This is a genomic window from Bathymodiolus platifrons methanotrophic gill symbiont (genome assembly GCF_002189065.1).
Classification (GTDB): domain Bacteria; phylum Pseudomonadota; class Gammaproteobacteria; order Methylococcales; family Methylomonadaceae; genus Methyloprofundus.
In genome coordinates this window covers 1-22556 of the sequence record NZ_BDMN01000148.1, presented here as the reverse complement: position 1 = coordinate 22556, position 22556 = coordinate 1, and the positions used below count along the sequence as shown (strand labels likewise).

At 42.3% G+C, this 22556-nt stretch carries 16 protein-coding genes and 2 pseudogenes; 5 read left to right on the top strand and 13 right to left on the bottom strand.

The window, feature by feature from the left end; genetic code table 11:
* Positions 1 to 238: 238 nt before the first annotated feature.
* From CDZ78_RS09350 to mnmG, 10 genes and pseudogenes are all read right to left on the bottom strand, one after another.
* The gene (locus CDZ78_RS09350; RefSeq protein WP_244559208.1) at positions 239 to 493 is read right to left on the bottom strand and encodes a type II toxin-antitoxin system Phd/YefM family antitoxin; all 255 of its coding nucleotides are present in this window, start codon (positions 491 to 493) and stop codon (positions 239 to 241) included.
* A gap of 57 nt (positions 494 to 550) precedes the next feature.
* Positions 551 to 1420, bottom strand: a complete 870-nt coding sequence (locus CDZ78_RS09345; protein ID WP_244559209.1) for an efflux RND transporter permease subunit — start codon at positions 1418 to 1420, stop codon at positions 551 to 553.
* A 6-nt stretch (positions 1421 to 1426) separates the two neighbouring features.
* Positions 1427 to 1712, bottom strand: a pseudogene (locus CDZ78_RS23035) (ISL3 family transposase); the annotation flags it as partial.
* Between the two features lie 24 nt (positions 1713 to 1736).
* A pseudogene (locus CDZ78_RS09340) lies at positions 1737 to 4395 on the bottom strand (efflux RND transporter permease subunit); the annotation flags it as partial.
* The gene (locus CDZ78_RS09335; protein WP_087869779.1) at positions 4389 to 5876 is read right to left on the bottom strand and encodes an efflux RND transporter periplasmic adaptor subunit; all 1488 of its coding nucleotides are present in this window, start codon (positions 5874 to 5876) and stop codon (positions 4389 to 4391) included. The pseudogene CDZ78_RS09340 and the gene CDZ78_RS09335, both read right to left, overlap by 7 nt.
* Positions 5873 to 7213, bottom strand: a complete 1341-nt coding sequence (locus CDZ78_RS09330; protein ID WP_087869778.1) for a TolC family protein — start codon at positions 7211 to 7213, stop codon at positions 5873 to 5875. The genes CDZ78_RS09335 and CDZ78_RS09330 overlap by 4 nt, the downstream gene beginning before the upstream one ends.
* Before the next feature lie 313 nt (positions 7214 to 7526).
* Positions 7527 to 8420 carry a ParB/RepB/Spo0J family partition protein gene (locus CDZ78_RS09325; RefSeq protein ID WP_087869777.1) on the bottom strand — a complete coding sequence of 298 codons (894 nt, stop codon included), beginning with the start codon at positions 8418 to 8420 and terminating at the stop codon, positions 7527 to 7529.
* A 4-nt stretch (positions 8421 to 8424) separates the two neighbouring features.
* Positions 8425 to 9192: a ParA family protein gene (locus tag CDZ78_RS09320; protein WP_087869776.1), complete on the bottom strand. Its 768-nt coding sequence runs from the start codon at positions 9190 to 9192 to the stop codon at positions 8425 to 8427.
* Positions 9189 to 9806 (bottom strand): 16S rRNA (guanine(527)-N(7))-methyltransferase RsmG, encoded by a 618-nt coding sequence (rsmG, locus tag CDZ78_RS09315; protein ID WP_087869775.1) that lies wholly within the window; start codon positions 9804 to 9806, stop codon positions 9189 to 9191. The genes CDZ78_RS09320 and rsmG overlap by 4 nt, the downstream gene beginning before the upstream one ends.
* Complete coding sequence (gene mnmG, locus CDZ78_RS09310; protein ID WP_087869774.1) at positions 9799 to 11667, bottom strand: tRNA uridine-5-carboxymethylaminomethyl(34) synthesis enzyme MnmG; 1869 nt, start codon at positions 11665 to 11667, stop codon at positions 9799 to 9801. Before mnmG ends, rsmG begins: the two co-directional genes overlap by 8 nt.
* A gap of 346 nt (positions 11668 to 12013) precedes the next feature.
* On the opposite strand from mnmG, the gene CDZ78_RS24495 reads away from it, so the two are divergent.
* On the top strand, positions 12014 to 12235 hold the full coding sequence (locus tag CDZ78_RS24495; protein ID WP_420841009.1) for a DUF7230 family protein: 222 nt from the start codon (positions 12014 to 12016) through the stop codon (positions 12233 to 12235).
* 1554 nt (positions 12236 to 13789) lie between these two features.
* On the opposite strand, the gene CDZ78_RS09300 is transcribed toward CDZ78_RS24495, so the two are convergent.
* Together CDZ78_RS09300 and CDZ78_RS23660 are read right to left on the bottom strand one after the other, a co-directional pair.
* Positions 13790 to 15691, bottom strand: coding sequence for a DCC1-like thiol-disulfide oxidoreductase family protein (locus CDZ78_RS09300; RefSeq protein ID WP_087869772.1), 1902 nt, complete (start codon positions 15689 to 15691; stop codon positions 13790 to 13792).
* Positions 15692 to 15968: 277 nt separating this feature from the next.
* The gene (locus tag CDZ78_RS23660) at positions 15969 to 16097 is read right to left on the bottom strand and encodes a hypothetical protein (RefSeq protein ID WP_263459067.1); all 129 of its coding nucleotides are present in this window, start codon (positions 16095 to 16097) and stop codon (positions 15969 to 15971) included.
* Positions 16098 to 16570: 473 nt separating this feature from the next.
* Here CDZ78_RS23660 and CDZ78_RS09295 point away from each other — a divergent pair, with 473 nt between their 5' ends.
* Complete coding sequence (locus CDZ78_RS09295; protein ID WP_087869771.1) at positions 16571 to 17008, top strand: hypothetical protein; 438 nt, start codon at positions 16571 to 16573, stop codon at positions 17006 to 17008.
* A gap of 336 nt (positions 17009 to 17344) precedes the next feature.
* Here the strand turns inward: CDZ78_RS09295 and CDZ78_RS09290 are convergent, their stop codons facing one another.
* Positions 17345 to 17530 (bottom strand): DUF2970 domain-containing protein, encoded by a 186-nt coding sequence (locus CDZ78_RS09290; protein WP_087869770.1) that lies wholly within the window; start codon positions 17528 to 17530, stop codon positions 17345 to 17347.
* A gap of 106 nt (positions 17531 to 17636) precedes the next feature.
* On the opposite strand from CDZ78_RS09290, the gene metH reads away from it, so the two are divergent.
* From metH to CDZ78_RS09275, 3 genes are all read left to right on the top strand, one after another.
* Positions 17637 to 21302: a methionine synthase gene (metH, locus tag CDZ78_RS09285; RefSeq protein ID WP_087869769.1), complete on the top strand. Its 3666-nt coding sequence runs from the start codon at positions 17637 to 17639 to the stop codon at positions 21300 to 21302.
* Positions 21303 to 21440: 138 nt separating this feature from the next.
* Positions 21441 to 21827 (top strand): hypothetical protein, encoded by a 387-nt coding sequence (locus tag CDZ78_RS09280; protein ID WP_087869768.1) that lies wholly within the window; start codon positions 21441 to 21443, stop codon positions 21825 to 21827.
* A 44-nt stretch (positions 21828 to 21871) separates the two neighbouring features.
* Positions 21872 to 22126, top strand: a complete 255-nt coding sequence (locus CDZ78_RS09275) for a hypothetical protein (protein ID WP_087869767.1) — start codon at positions 21872 to 21874, stop codon at positions 22124 to 22126.
* Positions 22127 to 22556: the final 430 nt, after the last annotated feature.

The following is a 22556-nucleotide window of genomic DNA, read 5'->3' as shown; positions in this document are numbered from 1 at the left end:
TTGCATTCCGAAAGCCGTCCAGCCATTTGAGGTAGTCTTAACGGAGCAGGGTTTTGTGCGTAGTTGAGACGGACGCAGGGCGACCTGGGCATCTCCCATTCGCTGCGTAGGCGAATGAATGTTGGTGACAGGAGTCCCAGAATGTTGTGAGGTAGCATGGCGCGCCTGCTAGGATTCACATAGAGCCGTTTTTCTTTATTACTGACCCACCAAATTAATATGTGCGTATCAAGAACAATCACAAAAGTGCGTCCCAGTCATCCTCCCCGACCGGTTCTGTTGGATTGATATATTCCGCAACACTTCCTTCTAACACCTCTAAAGGAGAGCATTCATTTGAATGATAAGGACGAATTTCAATAGCAGGTTTACCATGATCAGTGACAATTAATGGAGTACCACTGGTTTCTACCTGACGAAAAAACTCCAGGGCTTTAGCTTTAAACTCTGACTTTGATATTTGAAGATTTTTCATAATGGCACCTATAGTCATTTCAATATAGTCATAATTACAACAGAAATATAGGTGACTTTTTTGAAGATATTGCATTTAACGCAACCGCCCGCCTTTCCAATAAGAATAAACCGCAGGAAAGACAATCAACACCATAATCAAAGCTGAGGCGATACCGCCAACCATTGGCGCAGCAATGCGCTTCATTACATCTGCCCCTGCGCCTGTACTCCATAATATTGGCAATAAGCCTATAAAAGAGGCCAGACTGGTCATTAGCATAGGTCGTATACGCTGACTAGCACCAGCAACTATCGCTTCACTCAGATCAGCCGCTGTTTTTAGGCGATTTTCGGCCTTGCGTTGCTCACAACTTAGACCCAGATAAAGCATCATTAATACGCCCATTTCGGCTGCCAGTCCTGCTAGCGCTATCATCCCCACCCAGACGGCGATACTTAGATTGTATTCCAGAAAGTGGAGTATCCACATGGCTCCAGTCAGGGAAAAAGGGATCGCTAGTAATATTATTAACGCCTCAGCTATTGAGCCATGATTAATATATAACAGAAGAAAAATAATCAGTAACGTGAGTGGAGCCAGAACCATTAACTTGGCTTTAGCTCGTTCAAAGTACTTAAACTGCCCTGCCCAGGAGATTCTTACCCCTTGCGGAATATTGGCTTTTTCATTAACGATCTGTTGTGCCAGGTTAACGTAATCGACGATACCCAGTTCATTGACATCGACGAAAACAAACGAAACCAGTTGACCATCTTCATTGCGCAGCATAGGTGGGCCAGTGACAAATTCTATGTCGGCTAGCTGGCTAATGGGGATTTGCGCTCCTCCAGGTGTGGGTACTAGCACTCGCTCCAAAGCATCGGGATTATCGCGGAAGCTACGGGCATAGCGTAAGTTTATCGCATATCGCTCACGCCCTTCTATGGTGTGTGAGACCGTCATGCCACCGACAGCCGTCATCAATACTTCTTCTACTGTTGTGATGCGAGGAACAGAGCAATGTAGATAGCAAGAATGCTCAAAGAAGCTCAAGTGTTGCCATTGCCGATCGACTGTATCATGCACTGGGCAGAGAACCCCCGATTCATCAGCAAAACGGGCGCCTGATTCAAAACCTATCTGCAAATGATAGTTCATTCTGTTCTAAAATATTGTCGTTTGAAAAGATAATTTCTTCCACTTTCCAAGGCGATTGTAAGCCTAAAGCCATACTAAATAAAGATTCACTATTCATGGTATTATTATCGCACTACCCACTAGGATTCACATAGAGCCACTTGGCTTTAGCTCGTTCAAAGTACTTAAACTGCCCTGCCCAGGAGATTCTTACCCCCTTGCGGAATATTGGCTTTTTCATTAACGATCTGTTGTGCCAGGTTAACGTAATCGACGATACCCAGTTCATTGACATCGACGAAAACAAACGAAACCAGTTGACCATCTTCATTGCGCAGCATAGGTGGGCCAGTAAATTCTATGTCGGCTAGCTGGCTAATGGGGATTTGCGCTCCTCCAGGTGTGGGTACTAGCACTCGCTCCAAAGCATCGGGATTATCGCGGAAGCTACGGGCATAGCGTAAGTTTATCGCATATCGCTCACGCCCTTCTATGGTGTGTGAGGCCGTCATGCCACCGACAGCCGTCATCAATACTTCTTCTACATCATCAATGGTTAAGCCATATCTGGCGATCTTATCTCGATCTATATTAAAGTCTAGAAAGTAACCACCTGTCAGGCGTTCTGCATAAATACTGCGCGTATAGGGTTTGGTGCGGGGATCATTTTTTAGTAGTTGTTCTATGCTAACTGCGGTTTGTTCTATGGTCTCTAAGTCATCTCCAAATACTTTTATGCCCAGACTCGATCGAATCCCGGTGGCCAGCATTTCTATTCGTGTCTGAATCGGCATCCACCAGATATTAGGCATACCCGGATATTGTAGTTGCTCATCCATTTCAGCAATCAGCTTATCCCAGGTCATTCCCGCACGCCATTGCTCTTGCGGTTTTAAGGTAATTACTGTTTCTACCATAGAAAGCGGGGCCGGATCGGTTGGACTAGTCGACCGACCGACCTTGCCAAATACCCGTTCCACTTCCGGGAACTGCTTCAGCTGCCGACCCATAGTTTGCAACACCTTGCCGGCCTCAGTAATGGACATGCCGGGTAATGAAGTCGGCATATACAAAATACTGCCTTCATTCAGTGGTGGCATAAATTCATTACCCAGCTTTAGAAAAACGGGAATAGTAACGATTAATGCCAGAATCGATAAGCCAATTACCCAGAGTCTAAAGCGTAGGGCAAAGCGAACGATGGGCTGATATAACTGAATCAAGAGCTTATTTAGCCCATTCTGATGGCCGCTTATTTTACCCCGAATCAACAGTACTGCCAGTGCCGGCGTTAAGGTAATTGCGAGTAAGGCAGCAAACCCCATGGCATAGGTTTTGGTATAGGCTAACGGGCTAAATAAACGCCCTTCGGTTCCTTGCAATGCGAACACCGGCACAAATGCAAGGGTAATAATAACTAGAGAGAAAAATATGCTCGGGCCAACCTGTTGCATCGCCTGAATAATAATCTCCTGGCGATTGATCCCCTTGCTACTGGCTTTTTCATCTGCTTCAGCCACCGCCAATTGCTTATGAATATTATCGATCATGACTATCGCGGCATCGACCATCGCGCCGATGGCCACAGCGATTCCACCTAGAGACATGATATTAGCTGTCATATGCTGCATGGACAGTGGAATAAAGGCCAGTAAGATGGCGACAGGCAAACTGATAATGACAATTAGAGAAGAGCGGAAATGCCATAAAAAAATCATGATCACCAGCGATACAATCAGCATTTCTTCAAACAGTGTTTTTTTCAGGGTACTGATGGCATCATAAATGAGGCCGGAACGGTCATACGCGGTAACTATCTCCACACCAGCGGGTAAGCTGCTTTTGACTTCAACCAGCCGTTGTTTTATCCGCTCAATCACATTCAGTGCATCTTCGCCATAGCGCATAATAACGATTCCACCGACAGTTTTACCCTCACCATCCAGTTCTGCCAAGCCTCTGCGCATTGCAGGACCCAGACTGACCTGAGCAATATCGCGCACACGGACAGGCACTCCTGTTTTACCCACACCTAAGGCAATACCTTCAATATCCTGTACGCTTTTTATATAGCCTCGGCCACGGATAAAATGTTCATGTCCGGCTATTTCCAGCACCCGCCCACCGACATCATTATTGGAGCGCCGAATTGCTTGCGCCACCTGTTTAAGGCTTAGACCATAGCTAGCCAGCTTATTGGCATCCACTGTCACCTGATATTCTTTTTCAAAGCCACCGATAGAGGCCACTTCAGCTACGCCTTCGACAGACTCTAGCCAATAGCGTAGCTTAAAATCCTGCAGACTACGCAGATCGGCCAGATTATGCTGCCCTGATTTATCCACTAAGGCATATTCAAATACCCAGCCGACACCGGTTGCATCCGGCCCCAGGGTTGGCCGCACACCTTCGGGTAAATCAGCAGCTGCGGTATTCAGGTATTCCATAACCCGGGAGCGCGCCCAGTATATATCGGTGTCATCTTTAAAAATAACATAGACAAAACTCAGGCCCATAAAGCTTTGCCCACGGACAAATTTCACATTCGGTGCAGCCAGTAGTTTTCGGGTTAAAGGGTAAGTAATTTGATCTTCAACCAGATCGGGACTGCGTCCTGGCCATTCGCTATAGATAATAACCTGGACATCAGATAAATCAGGAATCGCATCCAGCGGTGTCTGCATCAATGAGCGATAACCCCATAGTGCAAAGAGCATAATAATGATAACCGTTAATACCGCATGACGTGCGCAATACGCGATAATCTGTGCAATCGGCCCTGTATTTTGTTGTGCTACCATTGAGCCAATCCAGACTTAAACTTACTTTCTGCGGCAATCAGGAAATTACCCGAAGTCACTACCACATCGCCAAAGCGTAAGCCTTCTAGCACTTCAATAAAGCCTTCGTTGCGCACACCGGTTTTTATTTTTCGTGGCTGTAAGCGACCTTCTCCTTTATCTAGAAAAACCACGCGCTGCTCACCGGCATAAATAACGGATTGTTCAGGCACCACAAATCGTTCGCCCAGATCGACCTGTAAATTTAAACGGGCATACATACCAGGCTTTAACACCCCCTCTGGGTTGGCTAACTCAACACGCACTATGGCAGTACGTGTTTCAGGGTTGAGTACGGGCTCTATAAAGCTAACAACTGCGTCATACCTTTGCTCCGGCATATCAGGAAAACTAACTTCTGCCGCCATACCTACTTTAACCCAGGGCAGGTCTGCCTCGTAGACTTCGCCCTCTATCCAGACTCTAGATAAATCAGCCAAGCGCAATAAACGCGTTCCTGCTTTGACTGCCGCGCCCGCAACTATATTTTTTTCTATAATAGTGCCATTGACTGGAGCAAGAATCGGTAAGTATTCTGCTACCCGCCCGCGTTTTGCCAAAGCCCTGATTTCGGTAGAGCTAATATCCCAGCGAGCCAAACGGCTTCGTGCCGCCTGTTGTAGACTGTAGGGGCCGCCTCCTTTACGGCGTAGGCTACTTAGATATTCATCCTGGGCAGAAACCAGTTCCGGATTATAAACTGTAAATAGCTGCGCCCCCTTTTGCACCTGCTTGCCGACATAATTCGCATTTAAGGTACCGATCCAGGCATCGTATTTCAGATTAATATCTGCAAGCCGTGACTCATCATAGTCTACCCGTGCACCAGCATGAATGGTTTTAATCATATTCTGGCACAGCACTTCACTGGTAGTTACACCGATCAACTGGCGCCGATAACTATCGACGGTAAATGCGCTTAATGGCTCATCAACAAGCTCAGCTTGTGCTTGTCGCGGAGCCATCGCGCTCGTCGTTGCGCCTGTTAGTTTCAGCCCCGCTCGGCTGGTATTCATATCAAGGCCTAGCTCAGTCTGACCCAGGGCAGTGGAATTAATATTCACCGTTAACGGCCAGCTACCATTCATGGGTAAGCTGAAATCTCCTTGATAGAAACCGGCTCCGTCAGGTTTAATTTCAACAGCCTCACGCATTTCTGGCATGGTACCCATAGCAGGCATTACTGCCATAGCTTCTATCTGGGCATGGCTAACGGCCTGATCCTGTTCATCTCGAATCAGAAAAGTGAGCTGATTATTACCTATTTTAGGTTTTTCAGGATTTAATTTTAATTGCACTTTATAAGGCCCAGCATAATGCGTTACCCCGATATTTGCTAACTCAGCGGGCTTAGCAGTCGGCTGTTGTAGAAAATACACGCCCAAACCGGTTAATATAAGTAGCGGCAGAATAATTAATAGACTCATTTTTACAGCTTTCATGGCTGTATACCCCTTAGCTGTTCATCAAGAGAAATAGCTTCAATACTACCCACTGCATATTCAAGTTCAGCAAAACGACGGTAAGTATCTGCCATAGCCTGTTCGGTTTGTAATTGTGTTTGCATACGATTTTTTTCGCTACTGATCAGAGTTAGAAAATCACTTTTTCCTGCCTGGTAATCAGCTCTGGCAGCATTCAGGTCTGCATCTGCAAGTGGAGTAAGTTGCTCTCGATAGAGCTTTAGGACATGTAGACTTTCCTCAACACGGACATAAGCAATCTGTAACTCTTCGTTTATCTTTGCTTCAAGCTCAGTTTTGCGCCATCGAGCCTGCTTCACCTTTGCTTGAGCCTCTTTTTCAGCAGCATTTCGCTTAGCTTGCCATAAAGGCAAATTAACCCCAACACCGACAGTGAAACGCTTATCCTCATTCTCCCAAAGACTATTGTAGCCAGCAGACACATTAAAATCAGGGTAATACTCTAACTCCGCCAGTTCCACTTGCGCTCTACTTGCATCAATCGTTGCTATCATTACTTTTAATTCTGGACGTGACTGTAGCGCTCTAATTCGTAAACCTTTTAATTCAGGTAGTGATTTTATTTCCGCCAAACTGTGTGGCGGTGGGATAAATGCATCGGGAGGACGATTTAAGAGAGTATTTATTCTGGCAAGAATTGTTTGCTGCTCACGGCGCAACACAATCGCCTGGTGCTTAAGCAAATTACGCTCTACATCGGCACGTAAAGCATCTTGTTTACTAGCGAGCCCAGCCCCATAGCGAGTAACGGCACTATGACGAAATTCATCAAACAAATCCTGATTGACCTTATTAATTTCAATGGATCGATAAATAAAATACCAATCGGCAAACAAAGACTTTGCCATGCTAGCAAGCATTAATTTTACTGCAGCAATATTTTCATATTGAGCATGTGCTTGATGATCAGCCACTTCCCCGCGCAAACGCAATTTCCCTGGCCAGGATATTTTTTGCGATAACTCAAAGCGCTGCCCATAACTTGTTTCGTTACTGCCTATAGTTAACGGCGCCATAGTATAGCGGAACTGGGGGTCAGCCCAGGCAGATTCTGATGCACTTTTTGTTGCCGAAGCCTCCCATACCGCTTGCACCACTTCCATTTGTGGATTGGCTGTTAGTATTTCTGCAACTAGCTGGCTTGCATGTATCGAATCGCTGGAATAAATAAGCTGCGATTCATTAGCTAGTGAACTTAGTGGCTGAGTTAGAAAAAGACCTAGGCCGATTTGCCTGGCTGCTTGCTTAAGCCTGATAATAATATCCACATTCCGTTGCTTATAAATCAAAAGCATTTTTATAACTCTCTAGGTAAGGTTATTTTTTAACGTATAAAGGAGGAGAACGCTACCAAACTTACTTCAAAAAAGAAGCTGTTAGTAAACCGCATCCGTGACCGCGCGAAGTATAGTTACGAACAGCTTCTGCCTCTGGCAATACCTGAATATGCTTGATATTCATTTTCCATGCTTTGATTTTAATTCTTCTAATGATATAAAATTAGCATTACTACTTTCAATTTCCCCTTTTCTCTCCGAGAGTATTTCTTCATGCCATTTAGGTAATTTAATCCCAAGAGGCTATCTCTTGACTAACCCACCTGGTTTATTATTCTGAAAAGTCACTCTTGATATCAAAATGCGACACTATCCCATCTAATTCATCAAGGCTGTTATAATTTATCACTACAGCACCCTGTCCATTTTGCTTGTGCTTAATAATCGTTTTAGCACCAATAAAATCAGTTATCGCTTCCTGCAAGCGCTGCGTATCTCTATCTATTATTCTTTCGTGCGCTGGTACAGAAACATGTATTTTATTATCTTGTTTTTCTTTTTGCGCATCCTGGGCTAATTTTTCCGTAACACGCACCGACAATCCCTCTTCGGCCACTCTATTTGCCAGAGTAATCTGCTTTTCAGGTTCCAGACTTAATAAAGCACGCGCATGCCCCATTCCCAGCGTCCCTTTTGCCAATAGCGTTTTAACGTCAGCTTCCAGATCATTTAGCCTTAACAAATTTGTCACTGCAGTTCGTGACTTCCCAACTGCTTCGGCAATTTGCTGATGCGTTAAATCAAATTCTTCGATCAGCCTCAGAAAAGCTTCCGACTCTTCCAGAGGATTCAAATCCTCACGCTGAATATTTTCAATCAGAGAAATAGCTATCGCGGTACGATCATCAATTTCCTTGATCAGTACTGGCACTTCAGCTAAACCTGCTAATTGCCCGGCTCGCCAGCGACGTTCTCCGGCTATAATTTCATAGCGGTTATAGCCAACTTCTCTGACTATGATTGGCTGCACAATACCTTGAACTTTGATTGACTCGGCAAGCTCCTGCAACCGCTCTGGGTCTATATCTTTCCTCGGTTGATATTTGCCTCGCTGAAGATATTCTACTGGTAAATTTGAGGTGATATTCTTAACCTGCTCTTTAGCACCCATATCTCCCATTAATGCGCCTAGCCCTTTCCCTAAGCCTCTTTTCTTTTCTGCCATACGCTTATTTATTTTCCTTTCTGATTAATTCACCCGCCAATGCTATATAAGCAAGCGCGCCACGCGAATTTTTATCATATTGCAATACAGGCATACCATGACTTGGCGCCTCTGCTAATCTAATATTTCGGGGCACGCAGGTTCGAAATACTTTATCCGCAAAATATTCCACTAATTGCTCTGATACGTCTTTCGTCAGACGACTACGGTTATCAAACATAGTACGCAATATACCTTCCAGATATAAACCTGGATTTGCTTTTTCCTGTATATTGCGCAAGGTCTCCATTAAGGCAGATAAGCCCTCTAATGCATAATATTCACATTGCATAGGAACCAACACACTATTTGCTGCCACCATCGCATTTAAAGTCAGCATGTTTAATGAAGGCGGACAGTCAATCAAGATATAGTCATAGCTTACCTTAACCTGTTCAAGTGCATTTGCGAGGCGCCGCTCACGTTGCGTCATTTTCATTAACTGCACTTCGGCTATAGTCAAATCTGAGTTTCCAGCAATCACATCAAAGCTAAACTCTGGTACAGGGATGATCACTTCAGAGACAGGCATATCTTCAAGCAACAAATCACAACTGGAATACGCTACATTTGATTTATCAATACCACAACCCATTGCTGCATTTCCCTGAGGATCCAGGTCAATCAATAACACTTTACGCTTGGCAGCAGCTAATGACGCTGCTAAATTAACGCTAGTGGTCGTTTTACCTACGCCCCCTTTTTGATTGGTTACTGCTATTATTTTTGTCATATTTTATTTATCCGCAGCACACACCGCTCAGCCTCAATACCTGGCACTACAATTGATTTAACTGAATAAGATCTACTCATTTCTTTTAGTTCTAACTCGGGAACCTGACCCTTCATCGCAATTAAGACACCCTCAGACTGCAAGAGATACTCCGTCAGATTCATAATATCACCCAAACTGGCAAATGCCCGACTTAAAACCGCATCATATTCACCATCTCGCCCTAGCTGCTCTACCCGTGAGTGCACAACCTCTACATTTTGTAGTTGTAGCTCTAAAATAGCTTGTTGCACAAATCGGGTCTTCTTAGAGTTACTGTCTAATAATGTAAATTGCACATTGGGCATAAATATAGCCAGAGGAATACCTGGCAGACCAGCTCCCGTGCCCACATCAATAATCTTATTACCCGTAATAAAAGGCAAGATAGCCAGACTATCCAATATATGTAAGCGCAACATTTCATCCCGGCCACGAATTGCAGTCAGGTTAAAAGCTTTATTCCACTTTTCAATCAAATCAACAAAGTTTAGCAAAGAGTCAATTTGAGCCGTTGTTGCCTCTAGGCCGAGCTGTTCGATTCCTGCTAGCAAAAGAGTTCGACTACTATCCATTTTTCTTTTTCATATAGATTAGCAATAAAGAAATAGCTGCCGGCGTTACACCTGGAATCCTAGAAGCCAGACCCAGTGTTTCAGGACGCTGTGTTATAAATTTTTCACGCACCTCATTGGACAGGCCTTTAACCTGGTTAAAATCCAGATCTTCTGGAATTTGCAAATGGTCATAGCGCTTTGCCTTATCAATTTCCAGCTGCTGACGTTCAATATAACCCGCATATTTAGCTTGTATCTCTACTTGCTGCGCTACTTGCTTAGAAACATCAAGACCTTCTGATAAACTCATCAACTGCACGATATCAACTTCAGGGCGGCGCAATAGATCCATTAAATTTGCTTCTTTAGACAGAGGTTTACCCCATATTTCAGCAAATCGTAGCGCTTCAGGGCTGTCTTTTCTTACCCATTTGCTTTGTAACTGTTGCTGTAACTGAACAATGCTTTCCCGCTTTTCATTAAAAAACTGCCATTGCTCATCATTAACGAGTTGTAACTCTCGCCCTGCCTCAGTTAAACGCAAGTCGGCATTGTCCTCGCGCAATAATAAACGATACTCGGCGCGACTAGTAAACATTCGATAAGGCTCTGTTGTGCCGTTAGCAATTAGGTCGTCAATCATAACACCTATATAAGCTTCATCGCGCGCCGGACACCAACTTTCTTTACCCTGTGTTTTTCGTGCTGCATTCAGGCCAGCAATCAAACCTTGTGCTGCCGCTTCCTCATAACCTGTTGTGCCGTTTATCTGCCCAGCAAAAAACAGACCGGACATATATTTGGTTTCCAGAGAGGTTTTCAGGTCTCTTGGGTCAAAATAATCATACTCAATTGCATAGCCTGGTCGAATAATTTCTGCTCGCTCAAAGCCCTGCATAGACCGTACAAACTGGTACTGCACATCAAAAGGCAGGCTTGTTGAAATACCATTAGGGTAATACTCATTGGTATTCAAGCCTTCAGGTTCTATAAAAATCTGATGTGAATCACGCTCCGCAAAACGCACTACTTTATCTTCTATCGAAGGACAGTAGCGTGGGCCCTTACCCTCAATCTCGCCTGCATACATAGGTGAACGATCTAACCCGCCACGAATAATATCATGTGTTTGTGCATTAGTTCGCGTTATATAACAGGGAACCTGTTGAGGATGCTGGTTCGCAGACCCCATAAAAGAAAAAACCGGCACAGGCGTATCACCATGCTGCTGCTCTAAGCGCGCAAAGTCGATAGTACGCCCATCGATGCGTGGAGGTGTCCCTGTTTTTAACCGATCTACTTTAAAGGGTAACTCACGTAAGCGTTCAGCCAGGGCAATTGATGCCGCATCTCCAGCGCGCCCACCGGTATAATTCTGCAAGCCAATATGGATTTTTCCGCCTAAGAATGTACCCGCAGTCAAAACCACAGACTTTGCCTTAAACTGCAGACCCATTTGCGTTTCAACTCCGACAACAGTCTCAGCCTCAACCATTAAATCGGAAACTACTTGTTGAAACAGCATCAGGTTTGGCTGATTTTCCAGAGCATTTCTAATGAATTGCTTGTAAAGTTCCCGGTCGGCCTGTCCACGGGTTGCTCGTACAGCGGGACCTTTACTCGCATTTAAAATACGAAAATGAATACCGGCATGGTCAATTGCCCTTGCCATTACACCACCTAGCGCATCGACTTCCTTAACTAAATGCCCTTTACCAATACCCCCTACCGCTGGATTACAGCTCATTTGCCCCAAAGTATCAATACTTTGAGTCAATAATAGCGTTTGCGCACCTGAGCGTGCCGCCGCCAATGCGGCTTCAGTACCCGCATGACCCCCACCTATAACGATAACATCAAATTCTTTTGTAAATTGCACGGACTTATCTTAAAATTGAACAAATCAGTATTTTAATTTGTTCGCGGGAGTTTTGCACAAAAGAAATGATTTTATCAGTAATTAATAAGGAGTCACTCCATGAAGATCGGGGAGTCCCTACTTTTGCGAAAGCTCATTTTGGGCGTCCAAGCCCAAGTTCGCGGCAAAAGCTTAACGGGACTGATTAAAATCTGCGATGCCCTGATTCGCCCTGCGTCCACTTATAAAAACCCTAGAGGGGTTTTTATTTAGTTACCTCAAATGGCTTGACGCGATGTCGGAATGCCTTGTATTTTATCTACGCAAAATCTAAAAATCTTCACTTCGCTTAAGCTCCGTTTCCAGGATTTTCAGCGAACGCAAAAAGCAACAAAAAAACAGCGCATCTGAGACCAAAAACCTGGTCGCCAAACATGCGCATTACTTTAATAAAGCAATTATTTTCAAAGATAAAAGCAAATACCAGCGCAAAGCTAAGCACAAAACCTTCGACCCATTTTTTATGCAATGCATGCATTACATAAAAAATGGGTCGAGTTTTCATAAAATCACCCGCACATTTTCTTAACCCTAGTCTCCAGCCAAATGAGCCTGAATTCATGATTTGGCTCCATTCAAGAACGCGTACGAACTAAATTTAACCGCTGATATTGCTATTATTCCCTTTGATATTCATTGCCTAGTTAATTCACGATTGCATTTAACAATGAGCCATGATATAAATTAACCGTACTTTATCTAAGCTATACAAGTACGAATTATAATTATAAAAATTGGAGAAAATAATGAAAAAAATATTATCAGCTTTAGCTATCACATTAATGCTTATTGGTGGAACTGGCTGTATGGATGATCCAGATGGTAGCGCGCAGCACGTTACAAAAAACAATTAATATAGATAGGCGCTTTAACTCTCTTTTATTTTGGGAATTGTAATGTTTTTTGGGCAACGAACAGAATAAAAAAGAAAAATATCTTGGTTATCATCGATAGAGGCGACAATTTATTGTTAGGTGATTGTCGGAAAAGAATATACCAGAAACGCAGGATTTTTATTCATCTTCAAAGCCTGCCCCGTACTTGATACGGCGGCGAAATTACAGGCGCATAGTTGTGCTACGTAACTGTAGTAGCAATGCAGAAGAAGGACAAAAAGACAAGTAAGCTGGTATGTTATTTGACAGAAATCACCTAAGTCTATCTTTCAAAATAACAGCCTAGATAAGTAACATTAGAGCTCGGTTTGGAGAGGTGATAAACAGCCGTTTATTCTTCTCAATCTGACCACAGGGACGTGCGCAGTAACGAAACATACGCTTCACGTCTCTGACTGCTAAAGCCTGCCAAGCATTAGGCGCGCCATTGTGGATCGCCTATTGTTTTGTAGGATTTATACGGTGCACTAGACCTGCCTTCAAATACAGGCTATCAACCGTTATTTGCCTACTTGAGTTATGAAAAAGATTCTTCAGAACGTGCAAAGAGTTAACCTAAAATCACATCCACAACACCTTGATAAGTTCATGGACTCTGAGCCTGCGGCTCTTTAATTTTTGCTGCACTGCAATTAAACGTTTCGCCCAATGAGGATGAATACGTATTTAACCAGGACATTAAAATATAGGTAACGATAATTTAGCAGAGATCGCTAAATGTTTGTTACAAAAAGTGAGTTTAAGTACTGCTTTATGCTGGGTCGTATAAAATGCAGTTAACTAATCTAGAATAAATTAGCTTAAATTTGAAGGGTACTTTACATAAAAAAGCCCAGGAATAATTCCCGAGCTTTTCTATAAAATTTCTTACAAAGAGATAGAGCTAGAAACTTTCTGTTTGCTACCATCTGGGTTATCCATGCAACCAGTTCCGCCGATTAACATTAAAGAAATAGCTAATAGTGATAATACTTTTTTCATGTCATCCTCCTCAGGATAGAAATTATTATTGTTGTTTCGTACTAATCAAAAGCACGGGACAATTTATATCATGACAATAGTTTTGATGCAACACCTTTTTTTAAGTACAAACCTTAATTGGCCTAAACCACCTTATTATGGATTAAATTCTTAATCTAAAAGGGCCTCATAAAAATATATAAACAATTGAGTTAAAAGGAAATAACTTATTTTATCTCCTGCAATTTCAGCTGATAATGCTTATTTGTCCAGGTTGCCGTGCCAATATTCGCCCAATCCCCTGATAAGTTATTCTTGCGTAAATCCTTGCTCCATTGAACAGGAGAGTTTATTTTTTTATGTTTAATAATAAACCTCGCATGATTAAGATCCAAACCTACTTTAGCTCCCCAGAATGCGGTCACTTTCATAATAAACTTATCCAGTCTGTCAGAGTTGATATTTGGAGTTATCGCAATATTAGCCCACATGGAGTGAACTCTCCCCCAATTTGGGGCTAGCATTCGCCCTTGCTCATTGACAAAAGGCAACCATAACTCCTTCCCTTGCGCATCAATATAGCTAATTGCAAACAAGTCCTCGTACCCCTCAAAATGATCGTGCAAATAGAGGGCGTGCGGCGTAATGCCTAAAAAAGTTGTAGATAGCATCAGCACTGAGTTACTGAGTATACGCGCCTGATTTACAAGCGGGCTTTCCACAGTAGACAAATCATAAAAACGATATAAAAAGCCATAATGAATACTGCTATTGAGCTGCAAAATCGCCAAAACCAGAAAAACCTTAGCTAATCTGAACCTGAATTGCCTAGGCTTTTGCTGTGCATAATTTTCAAAAATGCGGGTATATAAATCGATAGGGTAGGCACACTTTGAAACGGCCGGCATACAGGACGCATCGCATACATTACGCACACGATTATCAGCAATACGGCGATATATTAGCTTAGCTAGATGATAAATGCCTGGGATACGCATAATCCAGGCGAAAACAGCCAGATAACGCATTTTTTGGAAAATCTGTATGTAGGTATCAACACCAGCACAAACATGCCCCTGCAAATCCACTGCATATAAATCAGCCAATAAAAGTTTTTCCTCATAATTCTGCAGTTGTGGCGCAGAGTCAGCCTGTGTCTGTAAATCTTTAAACGCAACACCTTGCAGTACGTCAAAATGACTAATAATACTTGCTGTACGATTGCATAAGGGGCAATCACCATCATAAAAGACTGCAAGCTGGGGTGTTTTGTAAATCAAGCCATCTGCCACTGCTGCCCACCATGAAAAAGGCACCATTAAAATATAAACGGATAGCATCCCTAACCCAAATGGGTAAATATTTAAACTAATGGTAATTCCTATATGTAAGCCGGCGCCTACAAATAAAAAAATGGGTCGGAAGGAACGTCGATAAAATAAAAAGAGAAAAGTAAATTGAAACACCAGAATCAGATAACCAATACTTTTTTGCAAGATTTCATTATTTAGCATCCAGGACAAATCCAGTGCGGAAATATAATAAGGCATCGCAGAAGGCAGCCACCCTCCCAGACCATTACGCCAATGCTCGGCAAACAATTTATGAATTGCCGAGTCAAAATACAGAAACCCCAGACAAATCATTACAGGGAATAATAAACTCAGCGCACTGATCGTTTTAGGTAATGCAGGAGCCTCTTTATATTTAAATTGCAGCTTATAAAGCAAATTATCAACTGATAGCGCCCGCCCGATGGGCATAAATATCAGAAAAAAGCCGACACCAATCATAAATAAGTCAACCCCCCCATCAAAATCACGCTGCATGGGCGTAAAATTAACGAAGACTATCCAGAAAATATAGTTTGCAATAATCGCACTTTGACTTCGATAACCGACAATAACGCACCCAGCTACTACCGCCCACAAACATAAAAACATTGGAATCATTGGGAATTCCACGTCAATATAGGGGATAGGATCAAAAATAAGATGGTTAAAATAAAGCAGAAACAGAACTTCTTGAAAAGCAACCATTCCGTACAGGATACGAAAAATGCCTACTATAAAGGCTGGTGCTGTACGCTGGTGATATTGCGCAAGGGTGCGCGAGAGAATACTTAGCATTTTATACTCGTCTGTATTATAAATAATACTATGAATTATAATGGAATTTGGTTTACAGGTGCAATTAAGCTATGAAGTAGAGAAACCAGAGTCCAAACTTGCCTATAGGTAAAAGCCGGCAGCGATGATCATATTAGAACAGCAGGAATTGTAAAAGCAGTATAAAAAAGGGCTTTTGATTAACAAATAATAGAGCGGCGAGCCAGGCCGCAGACATAAAAAAGGCCCGTGAGTTTTAAACTCACGGGCCTTTAAGTAAGGCTATGAAACGTCTTACTTACTCTTCGTCTTCAGGCTCAGCGAAAACCCATTTCACGAAGAAATAACCTACAGCAATTACAACTGCTGCAACTGCCATGCCTGCTGGCTCTTTTAACATTTCAGTAACGTCTAATATTGCACCCATGAGTGTCCTACCTTCTTGTGATTTATTATAATAATTACGTCATTAAGTCATGACAGTAAATGAACTTAAGATGATACTAGATGATTCATTGAAGTCAAGATTTTCTTGCTCTCTCTCATCAACTCGACCCTAAAAAAAGCCCCTTAAGTAACCTATCAGATACTATTTTTTACTGATAAATTACCATAAGAAAGGCTAGATGTTTATAACCCTAGAAAAATCAGTTGCCCACGTTTTCTAGCACAAGCTTTTGATTCCACAGCACTTCAAAAAAATGCCCGCTGAACCTAATGGTAAAGCTAAGAATTTTTTAAAGCACTGTAAAAGCAATACCTTGCACTATAAATTCGCGTTTAACTGATTTTTCTAGGATAATGCTAGTTTCTTGATACTATGTAATCAACATTACACTAGATCAAAATAATCTTGTAGGGACAGGGTTTTAAAAATAACAATAAAATAAGGGGATAATAATGTTTGGTGGTGTATTAGCAATTCTTATTGCAATCTGGGTATTCAGAACAGCTGTACAGGCAAAAACGGGTAACGTGATACTTTGGACAGCGGGTGCTGCAATTTTATTCTTTGTCGTACAGATGCTATTTTATAATATCAATATCTTTATTATTGATGGCTTTGGTAATGATGTTGGCGGTGATTATGAGCGTGATTTAACTGACATTGGAGACAGAATTACAAGCAGTGGCGGTAGTGGCGGCATTCAGGAAGGGTTCTTTGGTACAGTTCTAGGAATTCTATTTGAACTATTGCCTTTATTCATGGCCTGGTTAACAGTTGCGTTTATTAGAACAAAATATATTTTGAAAGAAGAGATTAATGTAAAAAATCTTACTAGTGGCATTTCAGGTATGTTTGTAGACATAAAAAATAGCTTCAAATCATCTGAGTAAGCTTACAGGTATTAAGTAAAATTAAAAAAGCCCAGTTGAAACTGGGCTTTTTTGGTTTAAGGCACACCCCGAACGACCACCGCTTCCGCATTCTAACGGAGTATAGAGCTTAAAACCTCTTCTGTTAAAGAACTGAAGTTTCCCAATTATTGAGTAGCTGAAATACACAATGCTGGTGTATCGAGGTTTATTTTAGGTGGTTTTGCCATGTTTATAGCAAACCCCTACTTAATTCCCCTTAGGCAATAGCATTTGAAACGAATGAAAAGACTATTTTTTTCATATAGTTGTAGCATAGTTTCAATTTTACCATAAATAATTATTGGGAAACTTCAGTTAAAGAATAAACGATACAATAGTGACCAGTGTTAAAATAAATAATACGGTCGCTATTGCACCAACCACAAGATAACTAGATAACGAACCATGCTCAAAGTCTCTTTGCCGATTTGCCTGACTTTGTACGCCGATGGCTGCCGCTAAAACGCTTTGAATGACCTGTTTAAGTGTAGGTTTAGACATAAAAAAACCTCGACAACATTAGAAAATAATTATATAGAACGTCAGCAAGTAAACCATCTTTAGCCTAATTACGCAACTCCGATAGCACCAAACTCAAGTGATCCTCATGACTAAAAAAGAATTTTTAACCCAGCAGCTTTCTCAACGCATTTTATTTTTAGATGGCGCAATGGGCACGATGATTCAAGGCTATCACCTGGAAGAACAGGACTATAGAGGCGAGCGCTTTAGTGATTGGGATTCTGATTTAAAAGGCAATAATGATTTATTGTCACTGACTCAGCCGGATATTATCAAAGCGATACACAAAGCCTATCTGGATGTGGGCTGCGACATTATTGAAACGAATACTTTCAACGCTACCACGATTGCCATGGCCGATTACAATATGGAGTCACTGGTCTATGAAATTAATTTTGAATCGGCAAAAATTGCTAAGCAGGCAGCAGAAGAAGCGACTCAGGAAACACCTGACAAACCTCGCTTTGTTGCCGGTACACTTGGCCCTACAAACAGAACCGCGTCGATGTCACCCGATGTCAATGCCCCAGCTTTTCGTAATACCAGCTTTGACAAACTAGTCGAAGCCTATACTGAAGCAGTCAGCGGTCTGGTAGACGGTGGCACTGATATTCTATTGATTGAAACTGTTTTTGACACACTGAATGCCAAAGCAGCGATATTTGCCATCGATAGCTATTTTAAAGAACATGATATCGAATTACCGGTAATGATTTCAGGCACCATTACCGATGCCTCGGGACGTACGCTATCCGGGCAGACTGCGCTTGCCTTCTGGAACTCACTGAGCCATATCGAGCCTATTTCCATTGGCTTTAACTGTGCATTAGGTGCGCAGGAAATGCGTCAATATGTAGAAGAACTATCCAGCCATGTCGATACATTTGTTTCTGCACACCCTAATGCAGGTTTACCCAATGAATTTGGTGAATATGACGAACCCCCCGAAGAAATGGCGGCTGAAATTGCTGACTGGGCAAAGCAGGGCTACCTCAACATTATCGGTGGCTGCTGTGGAACCTCTCCTGAATATATCAAAGCAATCATTGATGCAGTAAGCCCTTATCCCCCAAGAAAAATACCTGAAATAGAAATACGCTGCCAATTAGCCGGGCTGGAGCCTTTTTCTATTGGCCCTGACTCATTATTTGTTAATGTTGGCGAACGTACTAATGTAACTGGCTCAGCACGCTTTAAACGGCTGATTGTTGATGAAGATTACGATACCGCTCTGGATGTTGCCCGCGAGCAGGTCATCAATGGTGCACAAATCATTGATATCAACATGGATGAAGGCATGTTGGAATCAAAAGAAGCCATGGTGCATTTTTTAAACCTGATAGCTTCTGAGCCGGATATTTCCAAAGTCCCGATTATGATAGATTCCTCTAAATGGGACATTATTGAAGCGGGATTGAAATGCATACAGGGTAAAGGTATCGTCAACTCAATTTCCATGAAAGAAGGGGAAGATAACTTTATTCAGCAAGCACAGCTTGTGCGTCGCTACGGCGCTGCTGTTATTGTGATGGCCTTTGATGTAAACGGCCAGGCGGATACCTTTGCCAGAAAAGTAGAAATTTGCCAGCGCGCCTATAAACTTCTGGTAGAAAAAGTAGGTTTCCCTCCAGAAGATATTATCTTTGACCCAAATATCTTTGCCATCGCTACCGGCATAGAAGAGCATAATAACTACGGCGTTGATTTTATCGAAGCCACTCGTGAAATTAAACGCACCTGCCCACACGCGATGATTTCCGGTGGGGTATCTAATGTTTCCTTTTCGTTTCGCGGTAATAACCTGGTACGTGAAGCCATTCATGCAGTATTCCTTTATCATGCCGTTCAAGCAGGCATGGATATGGGGATTGTTAATGCAGGGCAGTTAGCAATTTACGCGGATATTCCCGACGAGTTACGTAATGTCGTTGAAGATGTGGTGCTAAATCGTGACGCAAACGGCACCGATAAGCTACTGGAAGTTGCTGAAAAATTTCACGGTGATGCGGTTGTTAACAAAAAACAAGATTTAGAGTGGCGCAACCTACCCGTCAACAAACGCCTGGAGCATGCATTAGTTAAAGGGATTACTGACTTTATTATAGAAGACACAGAAGCAGCACGTCAGCAAGCAGAAAAAACACTACATGTGATCGAAGGACCGTTAATGGACGGTATGAATGTCGTTGGCGACTTATTCGGTGAGGGTAAAATGTTTCTACCTCAAGTTGTTAAATCCGCCCGGGTAATGAAAAAATCGGTCGCCTACTTAATGCCCTTTATGGAGGAGGAAAAAGCGGGAGAGATTCAAAGCAACGGCAAAATCCTGATGGCAACGGTTAAAGGCGACGTGCATGATATCGGCAAAAATATCGTCGGTGTCGTCTTGCAATGTAATAACTACGAAGTGATTGATATCGGAGTGATGGTACCAACGCCGCAAATATTACAGGTAGCTAAAGAGAAAAATGTCGATATTATTGGTTTAAGTGGCTTAATCACGCCTTCACTAGAAGAAATGGTCCATGTTGCCAAGGAAATGCAGCGACAAAATTTCAGTATTCCTCTACTGATTGGTGGTGCAACCACTTCGCGCGCACACACCGCAGTAAAAATTGAAGAGCATTATAACGGGGCAACTATTTATGTTCCTGATGCCTCTCGCGCCGTGGGAGTTGCATCTAATTTACTCAGCGATGAACATAGAGACGCCTATCTCGCTGGTATAAAAGAGGAACTCGTTGCTGTACGTGAGCGCCATAAAGGTCGTAAGGCAAAAACCAAACAGCATAACCTGAAAGCAGCACGATCTAATAAGTTTGTTTGGCAAAATCACACACCTGTGGTACCTAAAAAATTAGGTATCGAAGTGGTCGATCATTTTCCATTAGAAAAGTTAGTCGACTATATAGACTGGACACCTTTCTTCCAGACCTGGGAACTCGCAGGACGCTATCCGGATATTCTCAAAGATGAACTGGTTGGTAAGCATGCCCAAAACTTATATGACGATGCCCGGGTGATGTTAAAGAAAATCATTGCCGAACAATGGCTGCAAGCAAAAGCCGTGATTGGCTTCTTCCCAGCACATAGCGCCGGTGATGATATTATCCTTTATAAAGATGACACGCGTAAGGAACAGCTAGAAACATTACATCATTTACGCCAGCAAAATATCAAAGCGCCTGGGCGACCTAATTATTGTCTATCCGACTTTATCGCACCAGTTGAGAGCGGACAAAAAGATTATATAGGCGGTTTTGCGGTAACGGCCGGAATTGGCATAGAAAACAAACTCGCAGAGTTTGAAAAAGACCATGATGATTATAATTCCATCATGCTCAAAGCGCTTGCAGATCGTTTAGCAGAAGCCTTGGCTGAATATATGCACTTAGAGGTACGCAAGAATCACTGGGGCTATGTTGATGATGAAGCAATGAGTAACGAGGAATTGATTAAAGAAGTGTATAAAGGCATACGCCCGGCACCTGGCTACCCCGCATGCCCTGACCATACGGAAAAAGCAAAATTGTTTGAATTATTAAATGTTAAAGCCAATACAACTATTGAGTTGACTGATAGTTTTGCCATGTACCCGACTGCGGCAGTGAGTGGCTGGTATTTTTCGCATCCGGAAGCAACGTACTTTAATGTTGGCAAGATCACCTCAGAACAAGTTGAAGACTATGCTCAACGCAAAGGTTTATCTCTAGAAGAAGCCGAGCGCTGGCTGGCTTCGCATATGCACTAGAGTTATACATTCATCTTATAAAACTGTATAGCTAGCATTTTCTCAGAGCACCTTTTTGCGTAGAGAATGAAGAACAGGATCTACCATTGTATTTCTTGATTTTGTTGGAATGTTAGAACTGACCCTGGATTTTAAAAAATGAGTTTAAAAGCCGAGCGTAATAAAAAGAAAATAGCCAATAAAGTACGTAAAGGCTTTAGAGGCTATCCCGCTGCTACTATTGCATACTATGGCCCAACAAATAAAAAAGCCACGAAAGTTGCGGTTGGTATTGTTGTAAAAGAAAATGCTGTTCCGGCACAAATGAAAACCTGGGTGTCTACAGAAGATGTAAGAAATGACTCTCTAATACTAGAGGAAATATTAGGTTTCATTGCTGATTATAGTGTCAAATCCATTGCTATGACTGATGCTATTATTGGTTGCCCACACCAAGAAGGTATTGACTATCCTGATGGTGAAGAATGCCAGGAGTGTACCTTCTGGAAAGGGCTTGATCGGTGGACAGGTGAAAGAATACATTAATAATATAGCTAGGTTAAATTGATGAAAAAAACTACGGATAGCTGATGAGAATAGAGTTTAATAATCGTGAAAAAGAGTTTATCCATCAATATTGGTACACAGTTCCTGAGCACATAAAGACTCAACTCATAAATAAACGTAGAAAAACCATAGATATAGAACAGGATGATATTAAAGAGTTAGTAGGGTATTTATCGTTAGAGTGCAATCACTGTAACAGTAGACAATTAGCTTTTGAGCTGGATGACTTGCGCGAAAGGCTAGAGGGCTTTATTAACCCTTCCTCTTATATTATGTGATGACTGGTAGGCTAACGCCCTGCAAACTTAGCCCCAGACTACCCCTTGCCTTGAGCGGAAATCATCCATGTTATCCTTCATGTCTGATACTTGGATTTTATCAAAAATGACGGGGCTCCGAATTGCGAACACAAAATAAAAACTTATTTAAATTCTCAATTCGAGACTCTTAGGCTCTTAATTCAAATACGTTCCTGCCTTTTCTGCAGAGCATCCTGTGCTAAAATAAAACCACAAATACTATTACTGTGAGCATCGACTCAAATATGTCTTTAAGAAACTATATTTCTACATTACTTCACTCACAATAATCGACCTTACTCGCAGTATTTTTCAACGACACACCAATGCAAACCAAACGTCTCCTTGCTCTTCTCTTTACTGAAGTTTCCCAATAATTATTTATGGTAAAATTGAAACTATGCTACAA